The sequence below is a fragment of the Chromatiaceae bacterium genome, assembly GCA_024235395.1.
GTDB lineage: Bacteria > Pseudomonadota > Gammaproteobacteria > Chromatiales > Chromatiaceae > Thiosocius.
The window spans coordinates 893512-912896 of record JACKMK010000003.1 but is presented as its reverse complement, the minus strand read 5'-3'; the positions used below and the strand labels follow the sequence as shown (position 1 = coordinate 912896).

Here is a 19385-nt window from a genome sequence, read left to right as displayed (position 1 = left end):
GCGGGACGCGCCGGTCAGGGCCGCCGCATCATCGTATCCCAGATCTCGGCGACGACCGCCCGCTGCCCAACGAACTGGTCCGCCGACACCAGGGAGCCCCGCTCCTGAAGTGCGTGCCGGTGGACGACGCCGCGGTACAACTGGTAGGCGTCCCACAGGGCATCGGCAGCCCCTTCCGGCAGCAGTGCGTGCCGTGCGAGGCTTTGGAGCAGGCGCGCATTGTCGGTCCACTCGGTGAGGTCGGGGTGGTCGTGCGACCACCGCAGCACGCCGTACTGGACCAGAAACTCGATGTCGACCAGGCCGCCCCGGCCATGTTTGATATGGAACTGATCCGCATCGCTGCGGTCCAGGCTGTCGCGCATCTTCTGCCGCATGCTGTTGACGTCGTCGAGCAACCGGACCGGGTCACGCGCCTGACACAGGACCGCACGCCGGATCTCGCCGAATCGCTCTCTGACCGCCTTATCGCCCGCGACCGCGCGCGCACGCACCAGGGCCTGATGTTCCCAGGTCCAGGCGTCGTTGAACTGGTACTTCTCGAACGCGCTCAGGGAGCTGACGAGCTGGCCCGCGTTGCCGTTCGGTCGCAGACGCATATCGGTCTCGTACAGCAGGCCGGACGGCGTGCGCGTGGTCAGCATGTGGATCAGGCGCTGACCCATGCGCGCATAGAACACGTCGTTCGCGACGCTGCGCGCCCCGTCGGTCATGGCGTTCACATCGGAGCTGCCATGCAGAAACACCAGGTCGAGGTCGGAGCCGTATCCCAGTTCGATCCCGCCCAGCTTGCCGTAGCCGATCACCGCGAAGCCGCTCTCCATGCCATCCAGATCACCCGGTCGACCGTGCTTGGCCGCCAGGTGGCGCCATGCGCTGGCCTGCACGTGTTGCAGCGTCACCTCGGCAATCTCGGTGAGGAAGTCGCTGACCACCATCAGCGGGATCGCACCGACGATGTCCGCAGCCGCGACCCGCAGCCGGTTGCCCTGGGCGAACTGTCGCAGACGCTCCATCTCCTGTTCGAGATCATCCGCCGCGACCGGTGTCAGCAGACTCTGCAGTTCGAGCGTCAGTTCGCGGCTGTGCAGTGGCGAATACAGGCGACGCGGATCTAGCAACTCGTCGAGCAGCAACGGCTGACGAATCAACTGAGAAACGACCCAGCTGCTTTCGCCGACAAGGCGCACCAGCTGCGACAGCGCCAGCGGGTTTTCCAGCAACAGGTCGAGATAGGCGGTACGCCGCACCACAGCGGCAATCAGCTGCAACAGGCGGTCGAGCGTGACATCCGCGGACACCGCCCCTGCCGCCGCTTCGACCAGCGACGGCATCAGCTGCTTGAGCTTCGCGCGCCCTCGGGTCGGCAGGGCACGCACCGCCACCGACTCGCGGAAAGCCGTGAGCTTGGTCAACGCGTCCGCAGGATCCTCGAACCCGGCCTGGGCCAATGCGGCCTGCGCGCGCTGATCGTCCGCTGCCGCCCGCCAGATCGCGGCGAACGCTGTTTCCTGCTCGGGCTGTTCGGTTTGCGGCGCGACGAACACATGACCGAACTGTTCGTGCACGCGCTGCCGGTGGCGGCGCAAGGTGTGATCGAACTCCTCCCAGTCGGCGAATCCCATGCTCTCGGCCAGCCGCTGCCGTCCCTCCGGCTCACTCGGCAGACGATGACTCTGCTCATCTTTCCAGGCCTGGATGCGATTCTCGGTCAGGCGCAGAAACCGGTAGGCGTCGAGCAGGTCGCGCACCGCGAAAGGCGGCAAAATGTCCATTTCGCCGAGCACGCGCAGGGTCTGTTGAATCGGACGGACCTGCAGCTGCGGGTCACGACCGCCGCGCACCAGTTGGAACGCCTGACCGATGAACTCGATTTCCCGGATGCCGCCCTGGCCGAGCTTGATGTTGGCATCCATGCCCTTCTTGTGCAGCTCGCGCTCGATCATGCGTTTCATGTCGCGGATCGACTCGATCACCCCGAAATCGATATAGCGCCGATACACGAAACCGCGCAGTACCGCCGTCAGCGCCTCGACCTCCGCGGGATCACCGGTGATCGCCCGCGCCTTGACCATCGCATAGCGTTCCCAGTCGCGGGCTTGCGAATGATAGTAGTTTTCCATCGCATCGAATGTCGCGACCAACGGACCGGAATCGCCGAAAGGCCGCAGGCGCATGTCCACGCGAAACACGAAACCATCGATGGTCTGCCGGCTCAGCGCATTGATCAGCTGTCGGCCCAGGCGGGTAAAAAACTGTTCGTTGTCGAGCGCCCGCTGACCGTCGGTGGCACCATGCTCGGGAAAGCAGAAAATCAGATCGATGTCGGACGACAGGTTGAGTTCGCGCGCACCCAGCTTGCCCATGCCCAGCACGACCAATTGCTGTGCCGATCCATCCGTGCCGCGCGGAACCCCGGATTTCTCGGTCGCCCATCGGTAGAGGTGCTGCAGCGCCTCACGAATGCAGATGTCGGCAAGCTCCGAGAGATCCTCCAGCGTCTCGTCGAGCGGCGCCAGCCCGAGCAGGTCGCGCCAGACAATGCGCAACATCTCGCGCTGACGGAACTGGCGTAACGCGGCCTCGAGTGCCGCCTCATCGGCACAGCTGTCGAGCCGACCGGCAAGCCCCGCGGCCATCTCACCGGGGCGATAGGTGCGCCCCAGCTGGCCGTCTGCATGCAGTTCGGCGAGCATCTGGGGTTGCCGCAGACAGGTCTGGGCGGCGAAATCACTGAACCGCCAGACCAGCTGCAGGTCTTCAACATCAGGCAAACGCGGCGCCAGCTCGGCGAGCTCGGGGAGGGACTGCCAGGCATCTCGATACCGTCGCAGCCGCACGTCGGCCGGATCTTCACTCATCAGGGCTTGGTGGCCTCGTCGGCAAACTTCTTCAGTGCCCCGGTCATCTTCTGCACGACCGGCGCCCTGTCGCTGATGCCATGCCGGGCGACCAGCCACGCCGGGTCGTTCCATCCGACCGTGACCTTGCCGTCCGTATCCTGCCAGACCAGGTACTTCAGCGGCAGGTCGATGCCGACGCTGGCCGCACTCTGCATCAGCAGGGTACCGGCGTCCGGTTTCCCGAAGATCAGCAGTTCGGTGGGTGCCAGCGGCATGTCGACACTCTTGGCGCCGGCGCCGTGATCGACCCGTGCAAACACCTTGAAACCTGCCGCGGTCACGGCGTTCTCCAGTCGGTCCATCGTCACCGGTACCGAATGCGCGCTCGCCTGGGTCGTCAGGCCATCCGCGGCGCCAACACCAGCTGTCCCAATGACCGAGACCGCCATCACAAATCCGCTCCATCTGTTCATCCTGAGATCCTCCTGTTTACCTTGGACAGATGTCCGTTTCAACCTGGTGGGCCGTCCGGACCCTGTAAAGACCCCGCCAGTATGGACGCTATTTCACGCATGCCAAGAAATCTCGCCCCCGAACCCATCGAGCACCAGCGCCTGCGATTGCTTTTCAAGCAGGGCCAAGGGGCCTCGATCGTCGCGGCCGTCGGTGCGGTGGGGTGTACGGCAATCTTCAGACACGCCGGAGCAACAGGAGCGGCATTGATCTGGCTGGCGCTCGTGGGCGTCGCCACAACGCTGCGGCTGCTGCTCTACTACCGGTTCTTTCGCACCCATATAGGGCACCACCCGGAGCACTATTGGCTGTTTCATCACGCCTGGACGGCCGGCCTGGTCGGACTGGCCTGGGGAGCCGTGGCGGCGATCCCGGTGCCATCGAACGTCAGTCATATCCACGAACTGCAGACGCTGATCCCGGGTTTCATCCTGATGGCCACGATCAGCTCCTACGGTGTCTATTTTTCGCAATACCTGGTGCTATGGTCGACGACCGGGGCGGCGACGATCATTGCGCGGCTGTATACCAGCGGCATGGATGGTGCCGCCGAGGTCGCCCTGTTCGCCCTGTTCCTGCCTGTATTGCTGTTGACCGCGAAGCGCTACGGTCAATCGATTTCCGCCAGCATCGCAGCCCGCCACCGCTCCGAGCAACTGGTCGACGAGATCACCGTGGCCAACAACAAGCTGCAGCACCACAATGCGGTTCTGGCGCGCCAGCGCGACGTGATGGAACACGAAGAGGCGTTGGCCAAGCACGTGTTTCAGCAGTTGACGGTGGGGGGCGACCACAGCCTGGAGGGTGTGCATTCCTGGAACCAGCCGATGGGCAGCCTGTCGGGCGATCTGGTCCAGACCGTACGGGGCCCGTCGGGACAAAGCTACGTGTTTCTCGGCGACTTCACCGGACACGGCCTGCCTGCGGCACTGGGCGCCTTGCCTGCATCATCGGTGTTCCTGGCGATGGCGGCAAAGGGACTGCCGGTGTCCAAGATCGCCGCGGAACTGAACAGGAAACTGCGCCAGTTGTTGCCGGTCGGTTACTTCTGTTGCGCGGTCCTGGTCGAGCTCTCGCCCGACCGGCGGCGGATCGACGTGTGGAACGGGGGCCTGCCGCCCATCCTGATCCGCCGCAAGGGTAAAAGTGACTACGAGCGCGTCGAGTCACACAGTCTGCCCCTGGGCGTCGCCGAGGGTCCGGAGTTCGATTCCGCGTCGCGGCAATGTACGCTGCATCCGGGTGACCGGCTGTACATCTACACCGACGGGCTCACCGAAGCGGAAAACATCGAAGGCGAGTTTTGGGGCACGGAACGACTCGAGTCGTTCCTGACGCGCGACGACCTGCCGCCACTCAAACTCCCGGCACTGATCGAAGCGGTGCTGGAGTTCGTCAATCTGGCGCCGGCCTCCGACGACATTACCGTGGTCGAGATCGAGGCCACTCCCAGTTCAACCGACGAATACGACGCGCAACAAGAAGCCCCGGGCGAACTACTTCGCGCGGGGCTCGCTGCGGGCAGCTAGGCCCGGACCCGGAAGCGCGTGCCGCCGGGCCCCATGGGCCAGTGTTACCGGCCTTACATCATGCCGCCCATGCCGCCCATGTCGCCCATGCCGGGTGCGCCGGCCGGCTCGTCCTTCGGCTCTTCGGCGACCATGCACTCGGTCGTGATCATCAGCCCGGCGACCGATGCCGCATTCTGCATCGCAGTACGGGTAACTTTGGTCGGATCGAGGATACCCATCTCGACCATGTCGCCGTACTCACCGTTGGCCGCGTTGTAACCGAAGTTGCCTTCGCCCTCGGCGACCTTGTTCAGCACCACCGACGGCTCGTCGCCACAGTTCGCAACGATCTGACGCAGCGGCTCTTCCATCGCGCGGCGGGCGATGCTGATACCGACGTCCTGGTCATGATTGTCACCGGTCAAATCGGCGAGCGTGACCAGTGCACGGACCAGCGCGACGCCGCCACCGGGGACGATACCCTCTTCGACGGCAGCGCGGGTGGCGTGCAACGCGTCTTCGACGCGCGCCTTCTTCTCTTTCATCTCGACCTCGGTCGCGGCGCCAACCTTGATCACTGCAACGCCGCCAGCCAGCTTGGCCAGGCGCTCCTGCAGTTTCTCGCGGTCGTAGTCCGACGTGGTGTCTTCCATCTGCGCGCGGATCTGTTCGCAACGCGCCTTGATGTCCTGCTCGGTGCCGGCACCGTCGATGATCGTAGTCTCTTCCTTCGAGATCACGATACGCTTGGCGGTACCCAGTTCGTTCAGCGTGCACTTCTCGAGGGTCAGGCCGACCTCTTCGGAGATCACGGTCGCACCGGTCAGGATGGCGATGTCCTGCAGCATGGCCTTGCGGCGGTCGCCGAAGCCCGGGGCCTTGACCGCGCACACCTTGACGATGCCGCGAATGGTGTTGACCACCAGTGTCGCCAGCGCCTCACCCTCGACGTCTTCCGCAATGATCAGCAGCGACTTGCCGGCCTTGGCAACCGACTCGAGTGCCGGCAGCAGATCGCGGATGTTCGAGATCTTCTTGTCGTGCAGCAGGACGTACGGGTCTTCCAACTCCGCGGTCATGTTCTGCTGGTTGTTGACGAAGTATGGCGAGAGGTAGCCACGATCGAACTGCATACCCTCGACCACGTCGAGTTCGTTCTCCAGGCCCGATCCCTCTTCGACGGTGATAACGCCTTCCTTTCCGACCTTTTCCATCGCGTCGGCAATGATCTTGCCGATGTTCTCGTCAGAGTTCGCCGAGATGGTGCCTACCTGGGCGATCGCCTTGGTGTCGGCGCACGGCTTGGACAGGTCTGCGAGAAAATCGACGGCGGCGTGTACCGCCTTGTCGATGCCACGCTTGAGGTCCATCGGGTTCATACCGGCGGCGACCGCCTTGAGGCCCTCGCGGACCATGCATTGCGCCAGTACGGTTGCGGTGGTGGTGCCGTCGCCGGCGACGTCCGAGGTCTGGGAAGAGACCTCTTTGACCATCTGTGCGCCCATGTTCTCGAATTTGTCGGCCAACTCGATCTCTTTTGCGACCGAAACGCCGTCCTTGGTGATGGTCGGCGCGCCGAACGACTTCTCGAGCACGACGTTGCGACCCTTCGGGCCCAGCGTGACCTTGACCGCGTTGGCCAGGGTGTTCACGCCCTTGAGCATGCGCTGACGCGCGTCATCGGAAAACTTGACTTCTTTTGCACTCATTTTGTCTTACCTGAATTCGTTGTGAACCAAAGGGATGTCTGATGCCGGCGATCAGCCTTCGATGACGCCCATGATGTCCTCTTCACGCATCACCAGGACCTCATCGCCGTTGAGCTTCACTTCAGTGCCCGAGTACTTGCCGAAAAGCACCTTGTCGCCGACTTTCACGTCGAGCGGACGGATATCGCCGTTTTCCAGGATCTTGCCCTTGCCGGCAGCGACCACCTCGCCCTGGACGGGCTTTTCGGTCGCCGAGCCGGGCAGCACGATGCCCCCGGGGGTGGTGGTTTCCTCTTCCTTGCGACGAACGACCACGCGGTCATGCAGGGGACGAATGTTCATTTCGCGGAATCTCCTGATGGTCAAAAAGCAGTTGAGCTTCAGTGGTTCTGCGCGTTTGCGTTGTTAGCACTCGCGCCAAGTGAGTGCCAATAATAGGGGCGATCCGACGCAAGTCAAGGGCGCCCCCGGAATCTCCCGCCAGCCCCGGACACGACCACGCAGACCACGCTCACCGGTGGACAAAAGACCTTTAACGTTGGTGGGAAGCAGGTAGTGAGTACTAACGGACCCGGCTGTACCGGCAATAACCACAAGATTTTCCGGGCAGGACGGGCAGCGCCGCGGCCGGGCCCGATCCAGGTGCAGCGCGCCGGCCCGGGCACCGTCGCCCAGCGAGCCCGCCCATCCTCGGCACCGCACTCGTGGAGTGGCAGAGCAACACTCCGGCAATCCCGACGCCTGCCGGTCGATGCCTCCCCGCGAAATTAGCACTCGCGCTCACAAAGTGCTGATAACTAAACATTTTATCGAATATGTCGTAAACCTATTACAAGCGGGTCCGGGGAAATTTGGAGGACTGCCGATGGGTGACCAGACACAGGGTGGATTGATTCAGACACCGCAGCTGGGCGAATACTTCCACGACGCCGTGCACACCGCCGCCCGGCAATGCGGCGTATCCGCCGACCAGTCCACCCTTCACTACCTCGCACTCCTGCTGTGCCAGTACGCGCGCAGCGAGCGGGTATTCGACTACAGCGATCAACGTCTGCAACTGCGCCCACTCGCACTGCTGTACGGCGAGGCGCTCGAGGCGCGCAGTCAACGCGAGCGGCGCCTTTGGCTACAGCGTCTGGGCGATCTGGCGCTGTTCGTGGGGGGATGGTTTGCCGGCCGGCTGAGTCGGCATTTTCAGGACCTCGACTATTGCGTCGCGATGGGCGGTAACGCGTACGGCTACCTGAATCAGACCGCACAGCAGCCGGGCGACCGGGCCATGGCGACGGTGTTCGGCGAACTCGCGGACGGCTTCGACCGGTTCGTCGACCTGGTCGCAGTGGTGACCCGGCGCAGAGAACTCCCGGTCGAGGTCATGCTGGATGGCGGGACCAGGCACCGGGATCTGGCGACCCTCCCTCCGACGCCCCATTGACGGCCGCGCCCTGCGGGAGCGGCGGGGTACGTCAATCCTCGCGCTTGTAGTCTCCCTCGATCACGCGATCAGGGTGCACCGGCGATCGGCGGTTCTCACCAGGGGCCGGCTGCAGGTCCACCCGCGCCGCCAGCCAACGCAGGATCAACCAGCGTCGCAGTGACGGCAGCAGCAACAGAAAACCCAGCGTGTCGGTGACGAATCCGGGCAGCAGCAGCATCAGGCCGGCCAGTACCAGCAACACCCCCTCGAGCAACTCGAACGCCGGCACCTCCCGGTTGGCCATCTGCGCCTGCGCACGAAACAACACCGCCAGCCCCTGCATGCGTACCAGTGCACCACCCAGTACCGCGGTGAAGATCGACAGCAGGATCGTCGGCAAGGCGCCAATCTCGCTGCCGACCTCGATCAAGAGATAGAGTTCGATCAGTGGCGCAGCGACGAAAATGAACAAAAAAATCAACCCAGGACTGGACATGATGTCTTCTCTGGCTGGCGGACGGCAAATGGGCGCAACGACGACCGACACCCCGCTGGACCGACCGGCGAGACGCCGGAATACACCGCAATGTGCGGCGCGCACCCATTTGTGCCGATCTGCATCTCCGCGCCAAGGACGCAGGCAAAAGCGCGCCGAACCGGGGTAAACTTGGCGCCCCGAGGTGCCTGGGAGACCGGCATCCGGGCTGCGCTGTATTGTGTCGCTTGAGGGTTCACAGGGTGCCGAAGATATTGCTCGTGATCACCACCATGCCAGATCAGGAGAGTGGGGAAAAGCTGGCACAGGCCATGGTTCAGGCGCGGCTCGCCGGATGCGTGAATATCTCCGCGCCGGTGACGTCTTTCTACGAATGGCAGGGACGACTCGAGCGCGGCACGGAAGTCATGTTGACCATCAAGACCGCAGCGGCACGATACGCAGAACTGCAAAGCTTCATTATCGCGCAGCACCCCTATGAACTTCCGGAGGTGATCGCGGTTCCGATCACCGAGGGCCTAGCCGACTACCTGAAATGGATCGAAGCATGTACAACAAGCTGACCGCCTGGGCCATCCTCGCACTGTTGCCGCTGTTTACCGCGGCGCAGGCGGAACAGGAATTCCTCAAACCGGACCAGGCGTTTGTGATCTCGGCCCAGGCCGGGAACGGCAACAGCGTGCGTTTCAACTGGCGCATCGCCGACGGTTACTACCTGTATCAGAGCAAGTTCCGCTTTATCAGCGACACCCCGGGGGTCGAACTCGGCTCACCCGATCTGCCACCGGCAAAGCAGAAAGACGACCCCATCTTCGGCACGGTGGACATCTATCGCGACCAGGTGACGATCGACGTCCCGCTCGACGCGCTACCCGCCGACACCGACACCGTGGCATTGAAAGCACGTTCGCAGGGTTGCGCGGACGGCGGAATCTGCTACCCGCCGCACACCCAGTCGGTGTTGGTCGCGCTCAGCCAGGCAGCCGACGGCCCGCCGCCGGTCGACCCGGCGGCGATCAGCGACTTCACCCCTTCGGGCAGCGCCACCGAGTCGAGCCCCGAACCCGAACCCGAACCCGAACCCGAACCCGAACCCGAACCCGAACCCGAACCCGAACCCGAACCGGCGGAGACCGCTGCGGCGCCAGATCCGTTCACCGAACTGGCACAACTCGGCGAAGACCTCGGCCTGGACGCGGCAGGTGACGATATCCTCGCGCCGGAGCAGGCGTTCCAGGTCAGCGCCAGCAGCGGTGACGGCAGCCGCCTCCAGGTCCAGTGGACGATCGCCGACGGCACCTATCTCTACCAGGACAAGATCAAGCTCGAATTGGCCGGCGATGGCGTCCAACTCGGCGAGTACGTGCTGCCGGAACCGGACATCAAGAAGGACTCGATCAAACCGGATGGCAGCATCGGCGACGTGGCGGTCTATCACAAGCTGATCGACCTGGACATTCCGCTGGTGCGCAGCAATGCGGCGGCCACCGAGGTGACCCTGACCGCGCGTTACCAGGGCTGCGCCGACCGCGGAATCTGCTATCCGCCCCAGAAACAGCAGTTCACGCTGGCCCTGCCGGCCGCCGAGGGTGCGGCCACGGTCGCCGCTGCCGACAGCCCCGTCACGCCGGCGACCGGCGCGGTCGCACCGGTGACGCAGCAGTCCGAACAGGACCAGATCGCGGCGATGATCGCCGGGCGGAGCACCTGGGTCGTGGTCGGCGCCTTCTTCCTGATCGGGCTCGGCCTCGCATTCACTCCCTGCGTGTTCCCGATGATCCCCATCCTTTCAGGGATCATCACGGGCCACGGCCAAAAGATCACGACCCGCAAGGCCTTCATGCTGTCGCTGGTGTACGTGTTGGCGATGGCGCTCACCTACACGGTGGCCGGCGTGTTCGCCGCGCTGGCCGGCGAGAATCTGCAGGCCATGCTGCAAAACCCGGTGGCGATCGGCATCTTCGCGCTGGTCTTCGTCGCCCTCGCGTTCTCGATGTTCGGGTTCTACGACCTGCAACTGCCGTCCAGCCTGCAGTCGCGGCTCACCGAGATCAGCAACAAACAACAAGGGGGCAACCTGGCCGGCGCCGCCATCATGGGCCTCCTTTCGGCGTTGATCGTCGGACCCTGCGTCGCGCCGCCACTGGCCGGGGCCCTGATCTATATAGGCCAGACGGGCGATGCGGTGCTGGGTGGCCTGGCATTGTTCGCGATGTCGATGGGCATGGGCGCCCCGCTGATCGCGATCGGCACGTCCGCAGGCAAGCTGTTGCCTCGCGCCGGGGCCTGGATGGACACCGTCAAGGCGGTGTTCGGGGTGGTGATGCTCGGCGTCGCGATCTACCTGCTCGAGCGCGTCATCTCGCCGGTGACCGCGATGCTGCTGTGGGGTATTCTGTTGGTCGTCTCCGGCGTCTATATGGGGGCGCTCAGCCAACTGCCCGCGGACGCCAGCGGTTGGCGCAAACTTTGGAAGGGCCTGGGGGCCGCGGGCCTGATCTACGGCGCGCTGTTCCTGGTCGGCGTCGCCGCGAACGGCAAGGACACCTTGCAGCCGCTACGCGGTCTTGCGGTCGGCGGCGGCGGAGCGGCCGCAGAGCAGCACCCGGCGTTCAAGCGGATCAAGACGGTCGAGGACCTGGGACGCGAACTGGCAGCGGCGAAAGCGGCGGGGCGGCCGGTGATGCTGGATTTCTATGCCGACTGGTGCATCTACTGCATCCAGATGGAGAAAGAGACCTTCCCGGACCCCGCGGTGCGCGATGCGATGTCGCAGATGGTCCTGCTGCAGGCCGATGTGACCGACAACGATGACGCCGACAAGGCGCTGCAGCGGCATATAGGCATCCCGGCACCGCCGGCGATGATCTTTTGGGGTCCGGACGGAGAAGAACGCAGGCACCTGAGGCTACTCGGGTTCATGGGCCCCGATCGGTTTGCGCCGCATCTGCAAGAGGCACTCAGAGAGTGAAGATACGCAACTATTTCCTGATCGCGGTCGGCGGAGCCGTCATTGGCGCTGCCAGCGGTTTCGCCTGGCGCGCGTTCGACAATACCGCGCAAAACGAGGCCACCAACCCGGTGAAGACCGTGCAGGAGGTCGACACCCTGCCGCATTTCACCTACCCCGACCTCGACGGGCGGGTCCGCAACAGCGGCGAGTTCGCCGACAAGGTCGTGGTGCTCAATTTCTGGGCGACCTGGTGCCCACCCTGCCGCAAGGAGACACCGGAGTTCGTCGCCCTCCAGGAGACGTTCGCCGACAACGTACAGTTCGTCGGTATCGCGATCGATGATGCGGAACCGGTACGCGAGTTCGCCGACTCCTTCGGGGTCAACTATCCGGTATTGCTCGGCGACATCGACGCAGTGACCCTGTCGAGACGCCTTGGCAACCGCTACGAGGGGCTACCCTTCACAGTCGTCACCGCCCCGGGCGGCAAGGTCGTCATGCGCCATGCAGGCGGTCTGGAACGCGACCAGCTGGAACCCCTGCTCCGCCGGCTCGCCGCTCCGGGCTGATCCCGGAAAGACCTGCCGGTCCTGGACAAACCCAGAGCGGTGTTCGACAATTAGCGTCAATTTGATGCCATTTCGGCACAGATCCCGGCAGATTGGTCAAGGCTGATACCGACCGCCCCAAGGAACCGATTGTCCATGGCACGCATCCTTGTCCTGAACGGCCCGAATCTGAACCTGCTGGGTTCGCGCGAGCCGGGGCTGTACGGGCAAGACACCCTGGCGAGCATCGAACAGCGCCTCGTTGAGCAGGCCGCTGGCCACGATATCGCGTTTCTGCAGAGCAACGCCGAGGCGCAGCTGATCGATCGCATTCACCAGGCGGGAAGCGAAGGGGTGGATTTCATCCTGATCAACCCCGCCGCCCTGACCCACACCAGCGTCGCCCTGCGCGACGCCCTGCTGGGGGTCGCCATCCCGTTCATCGAGGTGCACCTGTCGAACGTGTTCGCCCGCGAGTCCTTCCGCCACCACTCGTATCTGTCGGACGTGGCGGTCGGCGTGATCAGCGGCCTCGGCGCACAGGGTTACGAACTGGCACTCGCCGCCGCATTGCGCAGGGTCGGCGGATGATCGGAAACGAGCTACAACGCATTGAGAAGGAAGCGTCCTAATGGATATCCGCAAGGTAAAAAAACTGATCGAGCTGCTCGAGGAATCGGATGTCGCAGAGATCGAGATCCACGAGGGCGAGGAATCGGTGCGCATCAGCCGTACCAGCAGCGTGATGCCGGCGATGATCGCTGCAGCCGCCGCCCCTGTAGCCGCGCCCACCGCGCCGACGGCAGGTGCCACAGCGGCCGGCTCACCTGCGCCCGCGGCGCCGAAGGAGCCCGAGGGTCATATCATCCGGTCGCCGATGGTCGGCACCTTCTACCGGGCACCCTCGCCGGGTGGCAAACCGTTCGTCGTCGAAGGCCAGGCGGTGTCGAGCGGCGACACCCTGTGCATCATCGAGGCGATGAAGATCCTGAACCAGATCGAATCCGACAAATCCGGGAAGGTCGTCGAGATACTGGTCGAAAACGGCCAACCGGTCGAATACAACGAACCGCTGTTTGTGATTGGTTGAGCCCATGCTCGAGAAGATTGTCATCGCCAACCGCGGCGAGATCGCACTACGTATCCTGCGCGCCTGCCGCGAACTCGGCATCAAGACGGTCGCAGTCCATTCCGAGGCGGACCGCGACCTCAAGCACGTCCGACTCGCCGACGAATCCGTATGCATAGGCCCCGCGGCGTCTGCCGCGAGCTATCTCAGCGTGCCCGCGATCATCAGCGCGGCAGAGGTGTGCGACGCCCAGGCGATCCACCCCGGTTACGGCTTCCTTTCGGAAAATGCCGACTTCGCCGAGCGGGTCGAGCAATCAGGGTTCGTGTTCATTGGCCCGCGCCCGGAAACGATCCGGCTGATGGGTGACAAGATCACGGCAATCGAGGCGATGAAATCGGCCGGCGTACCCACGGTGCCGGGCTCCGACGGCCCCCTCGACGACAACGACGAGCGCACCATCAAGCTTGCGCGCGAGATCGGTTACCCGGTCATCGTCAAGGCCGCCGGGGGTGGCGGCGGCCGCGGCATGCGCGTCGTACGCGCCGAGGCAGCGCTGCTCAGCGCGATCTCGCTGACCAAGGCAGAGGCCGGCGCCGCTTTCGGTAACGAGACCGTCTATATGGAGAAGTACCTGGAAAACCCACGTCACGTGGAGTTCCAGGTACTCGCCGACGAACACGGGCATGCCATCCATCTAGGCGAACGCGACTGCTCGATGCAGCGACGCCACCAGAAGGTCGTCGAAGAGGCGCCAGCACCGGGGATCGATGAGGAACTGCGACAGCGGGTCGGCGGACGCTGCGCCGACGCCTGCCGGCAGATCGGTTACCGCGGTGCCGGCACCTTCGAATTTCTGTACGAAAACGGCGAGTTCTACTTCATCGAGATGAACACACGCGTACAGGTCGAGCACCCGGTCACCGAAATGATCACCGGGGTCGACATCGTCAAGGAGCAGTTGCGCATCGCGAGCGGAGAGGAGCTGAGTTACCGGCAATCCGACATTCAGATCCGCGGCCACGCGGTCGAGTGCCGGATAAACGCCGAGGATCCCAAGAATTTCATGCCCAGCCCGGGTGATATCAACCAGTTGCACCTGCCGGGTGGCCCGGGTATCCGGGTCGACACCCATCTGTACAACGGCTACCGCGTGCCACCGTACTACGACTCGATGATCGGCAAGCTGATCGCACACGGCGAGACGCGCGCAGTGGCGATCGCTCGCATGCGCACGGCGCTGTCCGAAATGGTGATCGACGGCATCAAGACCAACATCCCGTTGCAGGCCGAGATCATGGCGGATGCCAACTTCCAGGCCGGCGGGATGAACATCCACTATCTGGAAAAGAAGCTCGGGCTCTAGCGGGCCACCGGGCCGACCGGCATCGCCAACGTGGCGCGCACTGGCAAACCGGCCAATCGCGATAGACTTCGACCATGTCCTGGCTCCAAGCCCACATAACCATCGACCCGGCGCGTGTGCCGCTGATCGAATTGCTGTTCGAACAACTCGGCGCCGTGGCCGTCTCGCTGCACGACGCGGCAGACGAACCGATGCTCGAACCGGCACCCGGCGAGACGCCGCTCTGGCAGGCCAACCGGGTCACCGGGCTGTTCACAGGCGACACCGATGCGGATGCCCTGCGCATCGCAATCACCCAGACGCTGAGCGACGAGATCGGTGACGGGCTGCGGCTCGAACGACTCGGCGACCGCGATTGGGAGCGCGCCTGGCTCGACAGGTTCCGTCCGATGCGCTTCGGCAGACGCCTGTGGATCCGTCCCAGCGGACATGCAGTGGAGCAACCGGATGCCGTGGTGGTCGATCTCGATCCCGGCCTGGCGTTCGGCACCGGAACTCACCCGACGACGGCGTTGTGCCTGCGCTGGCTCGACGCGCACGACCTCGACGGCCGCGACGTGATCGATTTCGGTTGCGGATCCGGCATCCTGGCGATCGCCGCATTGAAACTGGGCGCGCGCCATGCCATCGGCATCGATCACGACCCACAGGCGCTTTTGGCCACGCGCGACAATGCGTTGCGCAACAGTGTGGCGAATGCGCTTGACGTCGAACACAGCGAACAGTCCGGCGGCGCCGCTGCCGACATCGTGATCGCGAACATCCTTGCGAATGTCCTGATCAGGCTCGCGCCGAAGATCGCCGGCCTGTTGCGTCCGGGCGCACAGCTGGTGATGTCGGGCATCTTGCAGCACCAGGCGGACGAGGTCATGCGGGCCTATGCCGAGCAGATCGAGTTCGAACCGACGGAGACCGACGAAGACTGGGTGCTGCTGTCTGGCAGACGACGCACATGAACATCCATTGCCCGCGCTGCGCAACGCCCTATGCGATCGGTCCGGACGCATTGCTCGACGTCGACGGCATCGTTCGCTGCATGCGTTGCGGGTTGGTGTTCGACGCCGTCTCCGGCGAACCTGGCGACCCGGCGCAGCGCAATCGCGCGCTGCGCCTGGATGCGCACATGGAACAGCGTCCGCAGCCAGCCGCACCCACCGACCTACCGTTTGACGTACCCGAAGATCTGCCACCCCTCCAGGCATCCGATGACGCAGGACTGGACATCAACGACAGCCTGTACACGCAACGATCACGCAGCAAGCCGTGGTACACGTTGATCGCAATCGTGTTGATCGCGCTACTCGGCATGCAGCTGGCATGGCAGCAGCGTGTCGTCCTGTTGCAGCACTTCCCTGCGCTGGAACCATTGTGCCGATACCTCGAATGTCGACCGTCGCTGGTGCACAAGCCGGATGCATTCAAGGTGATGCAGCGCGACATCCGGCCTGCGACCACCGATCACGACGCACTGACCTTCAGTGCAGTGGTGCGCAACATGGCGCAAGGACCGCAGCGTTTGCCGGACATCCAATTGTCGCTGCTCGACAACAACGGAAGCGTATTGATCCGCCGCCGCTTGATGCCGTCGGAATACACCTATCCACCCCCACCCAGAGATCACTTGGTGGCCCCAGGCGAAGTGTTCACTATCGAGTTGGATTTCCAGGATCCGGGTAGCATTGCGACGGGCTTCGCCATCGACTTTCTGTGACGCGACATTTACGCGATTTGGCGCTTGCGTTGATGTCATTTAAGCGTAACATCGCATCCCCCTGACGACCCCAGATCGGCTTCGATTCCGACGCGGCAACAGCGCAGAACGCCGCAGCATCGTCAGACCAGGATTGCAGTTTCCGACTCACTCGGCAGCAGGTTGACAGAGGCCTCCCGGACAGTGCGCATCGGTCATCATCAACTCGACAACAATCTGATCGCCGCACCAATGGCCGGAGTCACGGACCGCCCCTTCCGGGCGCTGTGCCGGCGTCTCGGTGCCGGCATGGCGGTCTCGGAGATGGTGACCACGGACGCCAGCCTTTACGGCACGCGCAAGACCGTTCGGCGGCTCGATCACGATGGCGAGCCCGGACCAGTCGTGGTGCAGATTGTCGGCACTGATCCGCTGCGGATGGCAGAGGCCGCCAGGGTCAACGTCACATACGGCGCGCAGATCATAGACATCAACATGGGCTGTCCGGCGAAGAAGGTGTGCAAAGTGGCCGCCGGTTCGGCGCTGATGCGCGATGAGTCGCTGGTGACCGAGATCCTCGATCGGGTCGTATCCGCTGTCGATGTGCCGGTGACGTTGAAGATGCGGACCGGGTGGGACCTGGAGCATCGCAACGCGCCCCGCATTGCGCAGATCGCGGAGCGGGCCGGGATTGCCGCAGTGGCAGTACACGGCCGCAGTCGCGCATGCGCCTACCGCGGTTCGGCCGAGTACGAGACCATCGCCAAGGTGAAACAGGCGGTATCGATTCCCGTCATCGCGAACGGCGACATCGATTCACCGCGCAAGGCTTTGGAGGTGCTTGAACAAACAGGTGCCGACGGCCTGATGATCGGCCGGGCCGCGCACGGCCGCCCCTGGGTGTTTCGCGAAATCGCCCACTACCTGGACACCGGGGAACGACTTCCCGATCCGGAACCCGCGTGGATCCGCGATCTTTTGACCGAACATCTGGATTCTTTGTACGCGTTTTATGGGCCGGATCATGGAGTGAAGATCGCCCGCAAGCACGTTGCCTGGTACAGCAATGCATTGCCCGGCAGCGCTGCGTTCCGCCAACGTTTCAACGCTGCGCAGAACACTCAACAGCAAGGCAGTTTGATCAGGGAGTTTTTCGACCGCCTTAACGACAAGAAGGCACCCGGCTTCGGTCCAGTGCCCAGGAAGGAGGAGAAAGCAGCGTGAGTCTCGCAAGCACACAAACCGCCGCGCATACGCCCAAGAAGTTCTCGAGCGTGTCCAAGACAAAGAAGACTGAACCCCTGCGTGAAGCCGTGCGTGACGCGCTGTCGCGTTACTTCGACCAGCTCAACGGCGCAGATCCCGCCGAACTCTATCAGCTCGTGATCGAGCAGGTGGAGCGGCCCCTGTTCCGCACCGTGATGGATCACACCGGCGGCAATCAAAGTCGGGCCGCACAGATTCTCGGCATCAGTCGAAGCACATTGCGCAAAAAACTTGCCCAGTACGAAATAGAGTAAAATCTTGCTGCCCGCGGCGGCAGTCGTTGCGGGCCACCGACAACCCCATGTCGCCCGGCCCCACTTCCGGACCGGGTGCGCCGGGGGCGAGTAATCCATCGAGATGCGGTGTGCGCCCGCGGTATTGACTCTGATACCCCGGGCAAGCCGTCCGCTTAGTCCGCGCAGGAATTCACAGCATGCCATCCATAACCCGAGCCCTGATCAGCGTCTCCGACAAGACCGGCGTGGTCGCATTTGCCCGCGACCTGGTCGAATCCGGCGTCGAGATCCTCTCCACCGGCGGTACCGCAAAACTGTTGCGCGACAACGGCGTCGCGGTCATGGAGGTCAGTGACTACACCGGGTTCCCCGAGATGATGGACGGGCGCCTCAAGACACTGCATCCGAAGATTCACGGTGGGATTCTCGGCCGCCGGGACCTGGACGACGAGGTGATGGAGCGTCACGGCATCGGCCGCATCGATCTGGTGGCCGTCAACCTGTATCCGTTCGAAAAGACCGTGGCCGACCCCGAATGCACCCTTGCCGATGCAATCGAGAACATCGACATCGGTGGGCCGACGATGATCCGTGCTGCCGCCAAGAACCATCGCGATGTCGCGGTCGTGGTCGATCCCCATGACTATGGTCGGATCATCCAGGAGATGCGCCGCAACGCAGGACAGGTCAGCGACGAGACCTGCTTTCAGCTGGCGGTAAAGACCTACGAGCACACTGCGCGCTACGACGGGGCGATCGCCAACTACCTCGGGACGATCACTGCCGAGGGTCAGAGCGACTTTCCGCATACCATCAATCTGCAGTTCCGTCAGACGCAGACCATGCGCTATGGCGAGAATCCGCATCAAAAGGCGGCGTTCTACGTCGAGCACAACCTGCAGGAGTCATGCGTTGCAACGGCACACCAGTTGCAAGGCAAAGAACTGTCGTACAACAACATCGCGGATACCGACGCGGCTCTCGAATGTGTCAAACAGTTTGACGAAGGTCCGGCCTGCGTGATCGTGAAGCACGCGAATCCGTGCGGTGTCGCAATTGCGGACAACCTGCTCGCGGCCTATGACCGCGCCTACGCAACGGACCCGGAGTCCGCGTTCGGGGGCATCATCGCATTCAATGGAGAACTCGACGGCGAGACCGCCAAGACCATCGTCGATCGTCAGTTTGTCGAGGTCATCATCGCGCCCACGGTGTCGGCGGAAGCCATAGAGGCGGTGAAGGCGAAGAAGAACGTCCGCCTGCTGGCCTGTGGCGACTGGGCCGCCGAGGTCATCCACCGACTGGATTTCAAACGTGTGAATGGTGGCCTCTTGGTGCAGGATGCCGATCTGCAGCTGCTGACGGAGACACGTGTGGTCAGCGAGCGGGCTCCCACCGAAAACGAGATGCGTGACCTGCTGTTCGGCTGGCGCGTTGCAAAGTTCGTGAAGTCCAACGCGATCGTGTATACCCGCGGCGGCATGACGATCGGTGTCGGCGCCGGACAGATGAGCCGTGTGAACTCCGCACGCATCGCCGCGATCAAGGCGGAGCAGGCCGGCTTGGAGGTGCGCGGCTCGGTGATGGCCTCGGACGCCTTCTTCCCGTTCCGCGACGGCATCGACAATGCCGCCGCCGCTGGCATCGCCGCGGTCATCCAGCCCGGTGGCTCGATGCGTGACGAAGAGGTGATCGCCGCAGCCAACGAACACGGCATGGCGATGGTGTTCACGGGCATGCGGCATTTCCGTCACTGAGCATCCACAGG

18 protein-coding genes are annotated in these 19385 nt (G+C 63.7%); 13 read left to right on the top strand and 5 right to left on the bottom strand.

What is annotated here, in order from left to right; translation table 11 throughout:
* Nucleotides 1-14: 14 nt before the first annotated feature.
* Nucleotides 15-2861, bottom strand: coding sequence for a bifunctional [glutamate--ammonia ligase]-adenylyl-L-tyrosine phosphorylase/[glutamate--ammonia-ligase] adenylyltransferase (gene glnE, locus H6955_17525; GenBank protein MCP5315363.1), 2847 nt, complete (start codon nucleotides 2859-2861; stop codon nucleotides 15-17).
* The gene (locus H6955_17520; GenBank protein ID MCP5315362.1) at nucleotides 2861-3316 is read right to left on the bottom strand and encodes a DUF302 domain-containing protein; all 456 of its coding nucleotides are present in this window, start codon (nucleotides 3314-3316) and stop codon (nucleotides 2861-2863) included. The genes glnE and H6955_17520 overlap by 1 nt, the downstream gene beginning before the upstream one ends.
* Nucleotides 3317-3415: 99 nt before the next feature.
* On the opposite strand from H6955_17520, the gene H6955_17515 reads away from it, so the two are divergent.
* A complete protein-coding gene (locus H6955_17515) occupies nucleotides 3416-4885 on the top strand; it encodes a serine/threonine-protein phosphatase (GenBank protein MCP5315361.1) in 1470 nt (489 codons plus the stop codon).
* A 53-nt stretch (nucleotides 4886-4938) separates the two neighbouring features.
* Here H6955_17515 and groL read toward each other — a convergent pair whose 3' ends face one another.
* Nucleotides 4939-6576 (bottom strand): chaperonin GroEL, encoded by a 1638-nt coding sequence (gene groL, locus H6955_17510; protein MCP5315360.1) that lies wholly within the window; start codon nucleotides 6574-6576, stop codon nucleotides 4939-4941.
* A gap of 51 nt (nucleotides 6577-6627) precedes the next feature.
* A complete protein-coding gene (groES, locus tag H6955_17505; protein MCP5315359.1) occupies nucleotides 6628-6918 on the bottom strand; it encodes a co-chaperone GroES in 291 nt (96 codons plus the stop codon).
* 523 nt (nucleotides 6919-7441) lie between these two features.
* Here groES and H6955_17500 point away from each other — a divergent pair.
* Complete coding sequence (locus tag H6955_17500; GenBank protein ID MCP5315358.1) at nucleotides 7442-8011, top strand: hypothetical protein; 570 nt, start codon at nucleotides 7442-7444, stop codon at nucleotides 8009-8011.
* Between the two features lie 31 nt (nucleotides 8012-8042).
* On the opposite strand, the gene H6955_17495 is transcribed toward H6955_17500, so the two are convergent.
* Nucleotides 8043-8489, bottom strand: coding sequence for an FxsA family protein (locus H6955_17495; GenBank protein MCP5315357.1), 447 nt, complete (start codon nucleotides 8487-8489; stop codon nucleotides 8043-8045).
* Between the two features lie 272 nt (nucleotides 8490-8761).
* Here H6955_17495 and H6955_17490 point away from each other — a divergent pair, with 272 nt between their 5' ends.
* The 11 genes from H6955_17490 (at nucleotide 8762) to purH (ending at nucleotide 19374) form a co-directional block, all read left to right on the top strand.
* Nucleotides 8762-9052 carry a divalent-cation tolerance protein CutA gene (locus tag H6955_17490; protein ID MCP5315356.1) on the top strand — a complete coding sequence of 97 codons (291 nt, stop codon included), beginning with the start codon at nucleotides 8762-8764 and terminating at the stop codon, nucleotides 9050-9052.
* On the top strand, nucleotides 9037-11460 hold the full coding sequence (locus tag H6955_17485) for a protein-disulfide reductase DsbD (protein MCP5315355.1): 2424 nt from the start codon (nucleotides 9037-9039) through the stop codon (nucleotides 11458-11460). Before H6955_17490 ends, H6955_17485 begins: the two co-directional genes overlap by 16 nt.
* On the top strand, nucleotides 11457-12011 hold the full coding sequence (locus H6955_17480; GenBank protein ID MCP5315354.1) for a TlpA family protein disulfide reductase: 555 nt from the start codon (nucleotides 11457-11459) through the stop codon (nucleotides 12009-12011). The genes H6955_17485 and H6955_17480 overlap by 4 nt, the downstream gene beginning before the upstream one ends.
* Before the next feature lie 135 nt (nucleotides 12012-12146).
* A complete protein-coding gene (gene aroQ, locus H6955_17475; protein MCP5315353.1) occupies nucleotides 12147-12581 on the top strand; it encodes a type II 3-dehydroquinate dehydratase in 435 nt (144 codons plus the stop codon).
* Between the two features lie 40 nt (nucleotides 12582-12621).
* The gene (locus tag H6955_17470) at nucleotides 12622-13080 is read left to right on the top strand and encodes an acetyl-CoA carboxylase biotin carboxyl carrier protein (protein MCP5315352.1); all 459 of its coding nucleotides are present in this window, start codon (nucleotides 12622-12624) and stop codon (nucleotides 13078-13080) included.
* Nucleotides 13081-13084: 4 nt separating this feature from the next.
* Nucleotides 13085-14425 carry an acetyl-CoA carboxylase biotin carboxylase subunit gene (accC, locus tag H6955_17465; GenBank protein MCP5315351.1) on the top strand — a complete coding sequence of 447 codons (1341 nt, stop codon included), beginning with the start codon at nucleotides 13085-13087 and terminating at the stop codon, nucleotides 14423-14425.
* A 74-nt stretch (nucleotides 14426-14499) separates the two neighbouring features.
* Nucleotides 14500-15381, top strand: coding sequence for a 50S ribosomal protein L11 methyltransferase (prmA, locus tag H6955_17460; protein ID MCP5315350.1), 882 nt, complete (start codon nucleotides 14500-14502; stop codon nucleotides 15379-15381).
* Nucleotides 15378-16136 carry a zinc-ribbon domain-containing protein gene (locus H6955_17455; GenBank protein MCP5315349.1) on the top strand — a complete coding sequence of 253 codons (759 nt, stop codon included), beginning with the start codon at nucleotides 15378-15380 and terminating at the stop codon, nucleotides 16134-16136. Before prmA ends, H6955_17455 begins: the two co-directional genes overlap by 4 nt.
* Nucleotides 16137-16319: 183 nt before the next feature.
* Nucleotides 16320-17339, top strand: a complete 1020-nt coding sequence (gene dusB / locus H6955_17450; protein ID MCP5315348.1) for a tRNA dihydrouridine synthase DusB — start codon at nucleotides 16320-16322, stop codon at nucleotides 17337-17339.
* The gene (fis, locus tag H6955_17445) at nucleotides 17336-17635 is read left to right on the top strand and encodes a DNA-binding transcriptional regulator Fis (protein ID MCP5315347.1); all 300 of its coding nucleotides are present in this window, start codon (nucleotides 17336-17338) and stop codon (nucleotides 17633-17635) included. The genes dusB and fis overlap by 4 nt, the downstream gene beginning before the upstream one ends.
* Nucleotides 17636-17814: 179 nt before the next feature.
* Complete coding sequence (gene purH / locus H6955_17440; GenBank protein ID MCP5315346.1) at nucleotides 17815-19374, top strand: bifunctional phosphoribosylaminoimidazolecarboxamide formyltransferase/IMP cyclohydrolase; 1560 nt, start codon at nucleotides 17815-17817, stop codon at nucleotides 19372-19374.
* Nucleotides 19375-19385 lie beyond the last annotated feature (11 nt).

Bases quoted from the DNA above. Each gene is read 5' to 3' on its own strand.
- glnE (MCP5315363.1), bottom strand. From the start codon at position 2,861: ATGAGTGAAGATCCGGCCGACGTGCGGCTGCGACGGTATCGAGATGCC.
- H6955_17520 (MCP5315362.1), bottom strand. From the start codon at position 3,316: ATGAACAGATGGAGCGGATTTGTGATGGCGGTCTCGGTCATTGGGACA.
- H6955_17515 (MCP5315361.1), top strand. From the start codon at position 3,416: ATGCCAAGAAATCTCGCCCCCGAACCCATCGAGCACCAGCGCCTGCGA.
- groL (MCP5315360.1), bottom strand. From the start codon at position 6,576: ATGAGTGCAAAAGAAGTCAAGTTTTCCGATGACGCGCGTCAGCGCATG.
- groES (MCP5315359.1), bottom strand. From the start codon at position 6,918: ATGAACATTCGTCCCCTGCATGACCGCGTGGTCGTTCGTCGCAAGGAA.
- H6955_17500 (MCP5315358.1), top strand. From the start codon at position 7,442: ATGGGTGACCAGACACAGGGTGGATTGATTCAGACACCGCAGCTGGGC.
- H6955_17495 (MCP5315357.1), bottom strand. From the start codon at position 8,489: ATGTCCAGTCCTGGGTTGATTTTTTTGTTCATTTTCGTCGCTGCGCCA.
- H6955_17490 (MCP5315356.1), top strand. From the start codon at position 8,762: ATGCCAGATCAGGAGAGTGGGGAAAAGCTGGCACAGGCCATGGTTCAG.
- H6955_17485 (MCP5315355.1), top strand. From the start codon at position 9,037: ATGTACAACAAGCTGACCGCCTGGGCCATCCTCGCACTGTTGCCGCTG.
- aroQ (MCP5315353.1), top strand. From the start codon at position 12,147: ATGGCACGCATCCTTGTCCTGAACGGCCCGAATCTGAACCTGCTGGGT.
- H6955_17470 (MCP5315352.1), top strand. From the start codon at position 12,622: ATGGATATCCGCAAGGTAAAAAAACTGATCGAGCTGCTCGAGGAATCG.
- accC (MCP5315351.1), top strand. From the start codon at position 13,085: ATGCTCGAGAAGATTGTCATCGCCAACCGCGGCGAGATCGCACTACGT.
- prmA (MCP5315350.1), top strand. From the start codon at position 14,500: ATGTCCTGGCTCCAAGCCCACATAACCATCGACCCGGCGCGTGTGCCG.
- H6955_17455 (MCP5315349.1), top strand. From the start codon at position 15,378: ATGAACATCCATTGCCCGCGCTGCGCAACGCCCTATGCGATCGGTCCG.
- purH (MCP5315346.1), top strand. From the start codon at position 17,815: ATGCCATCCATAACCCGAGCCCTGATCAGCGTCTCCGACAAGACCGGC.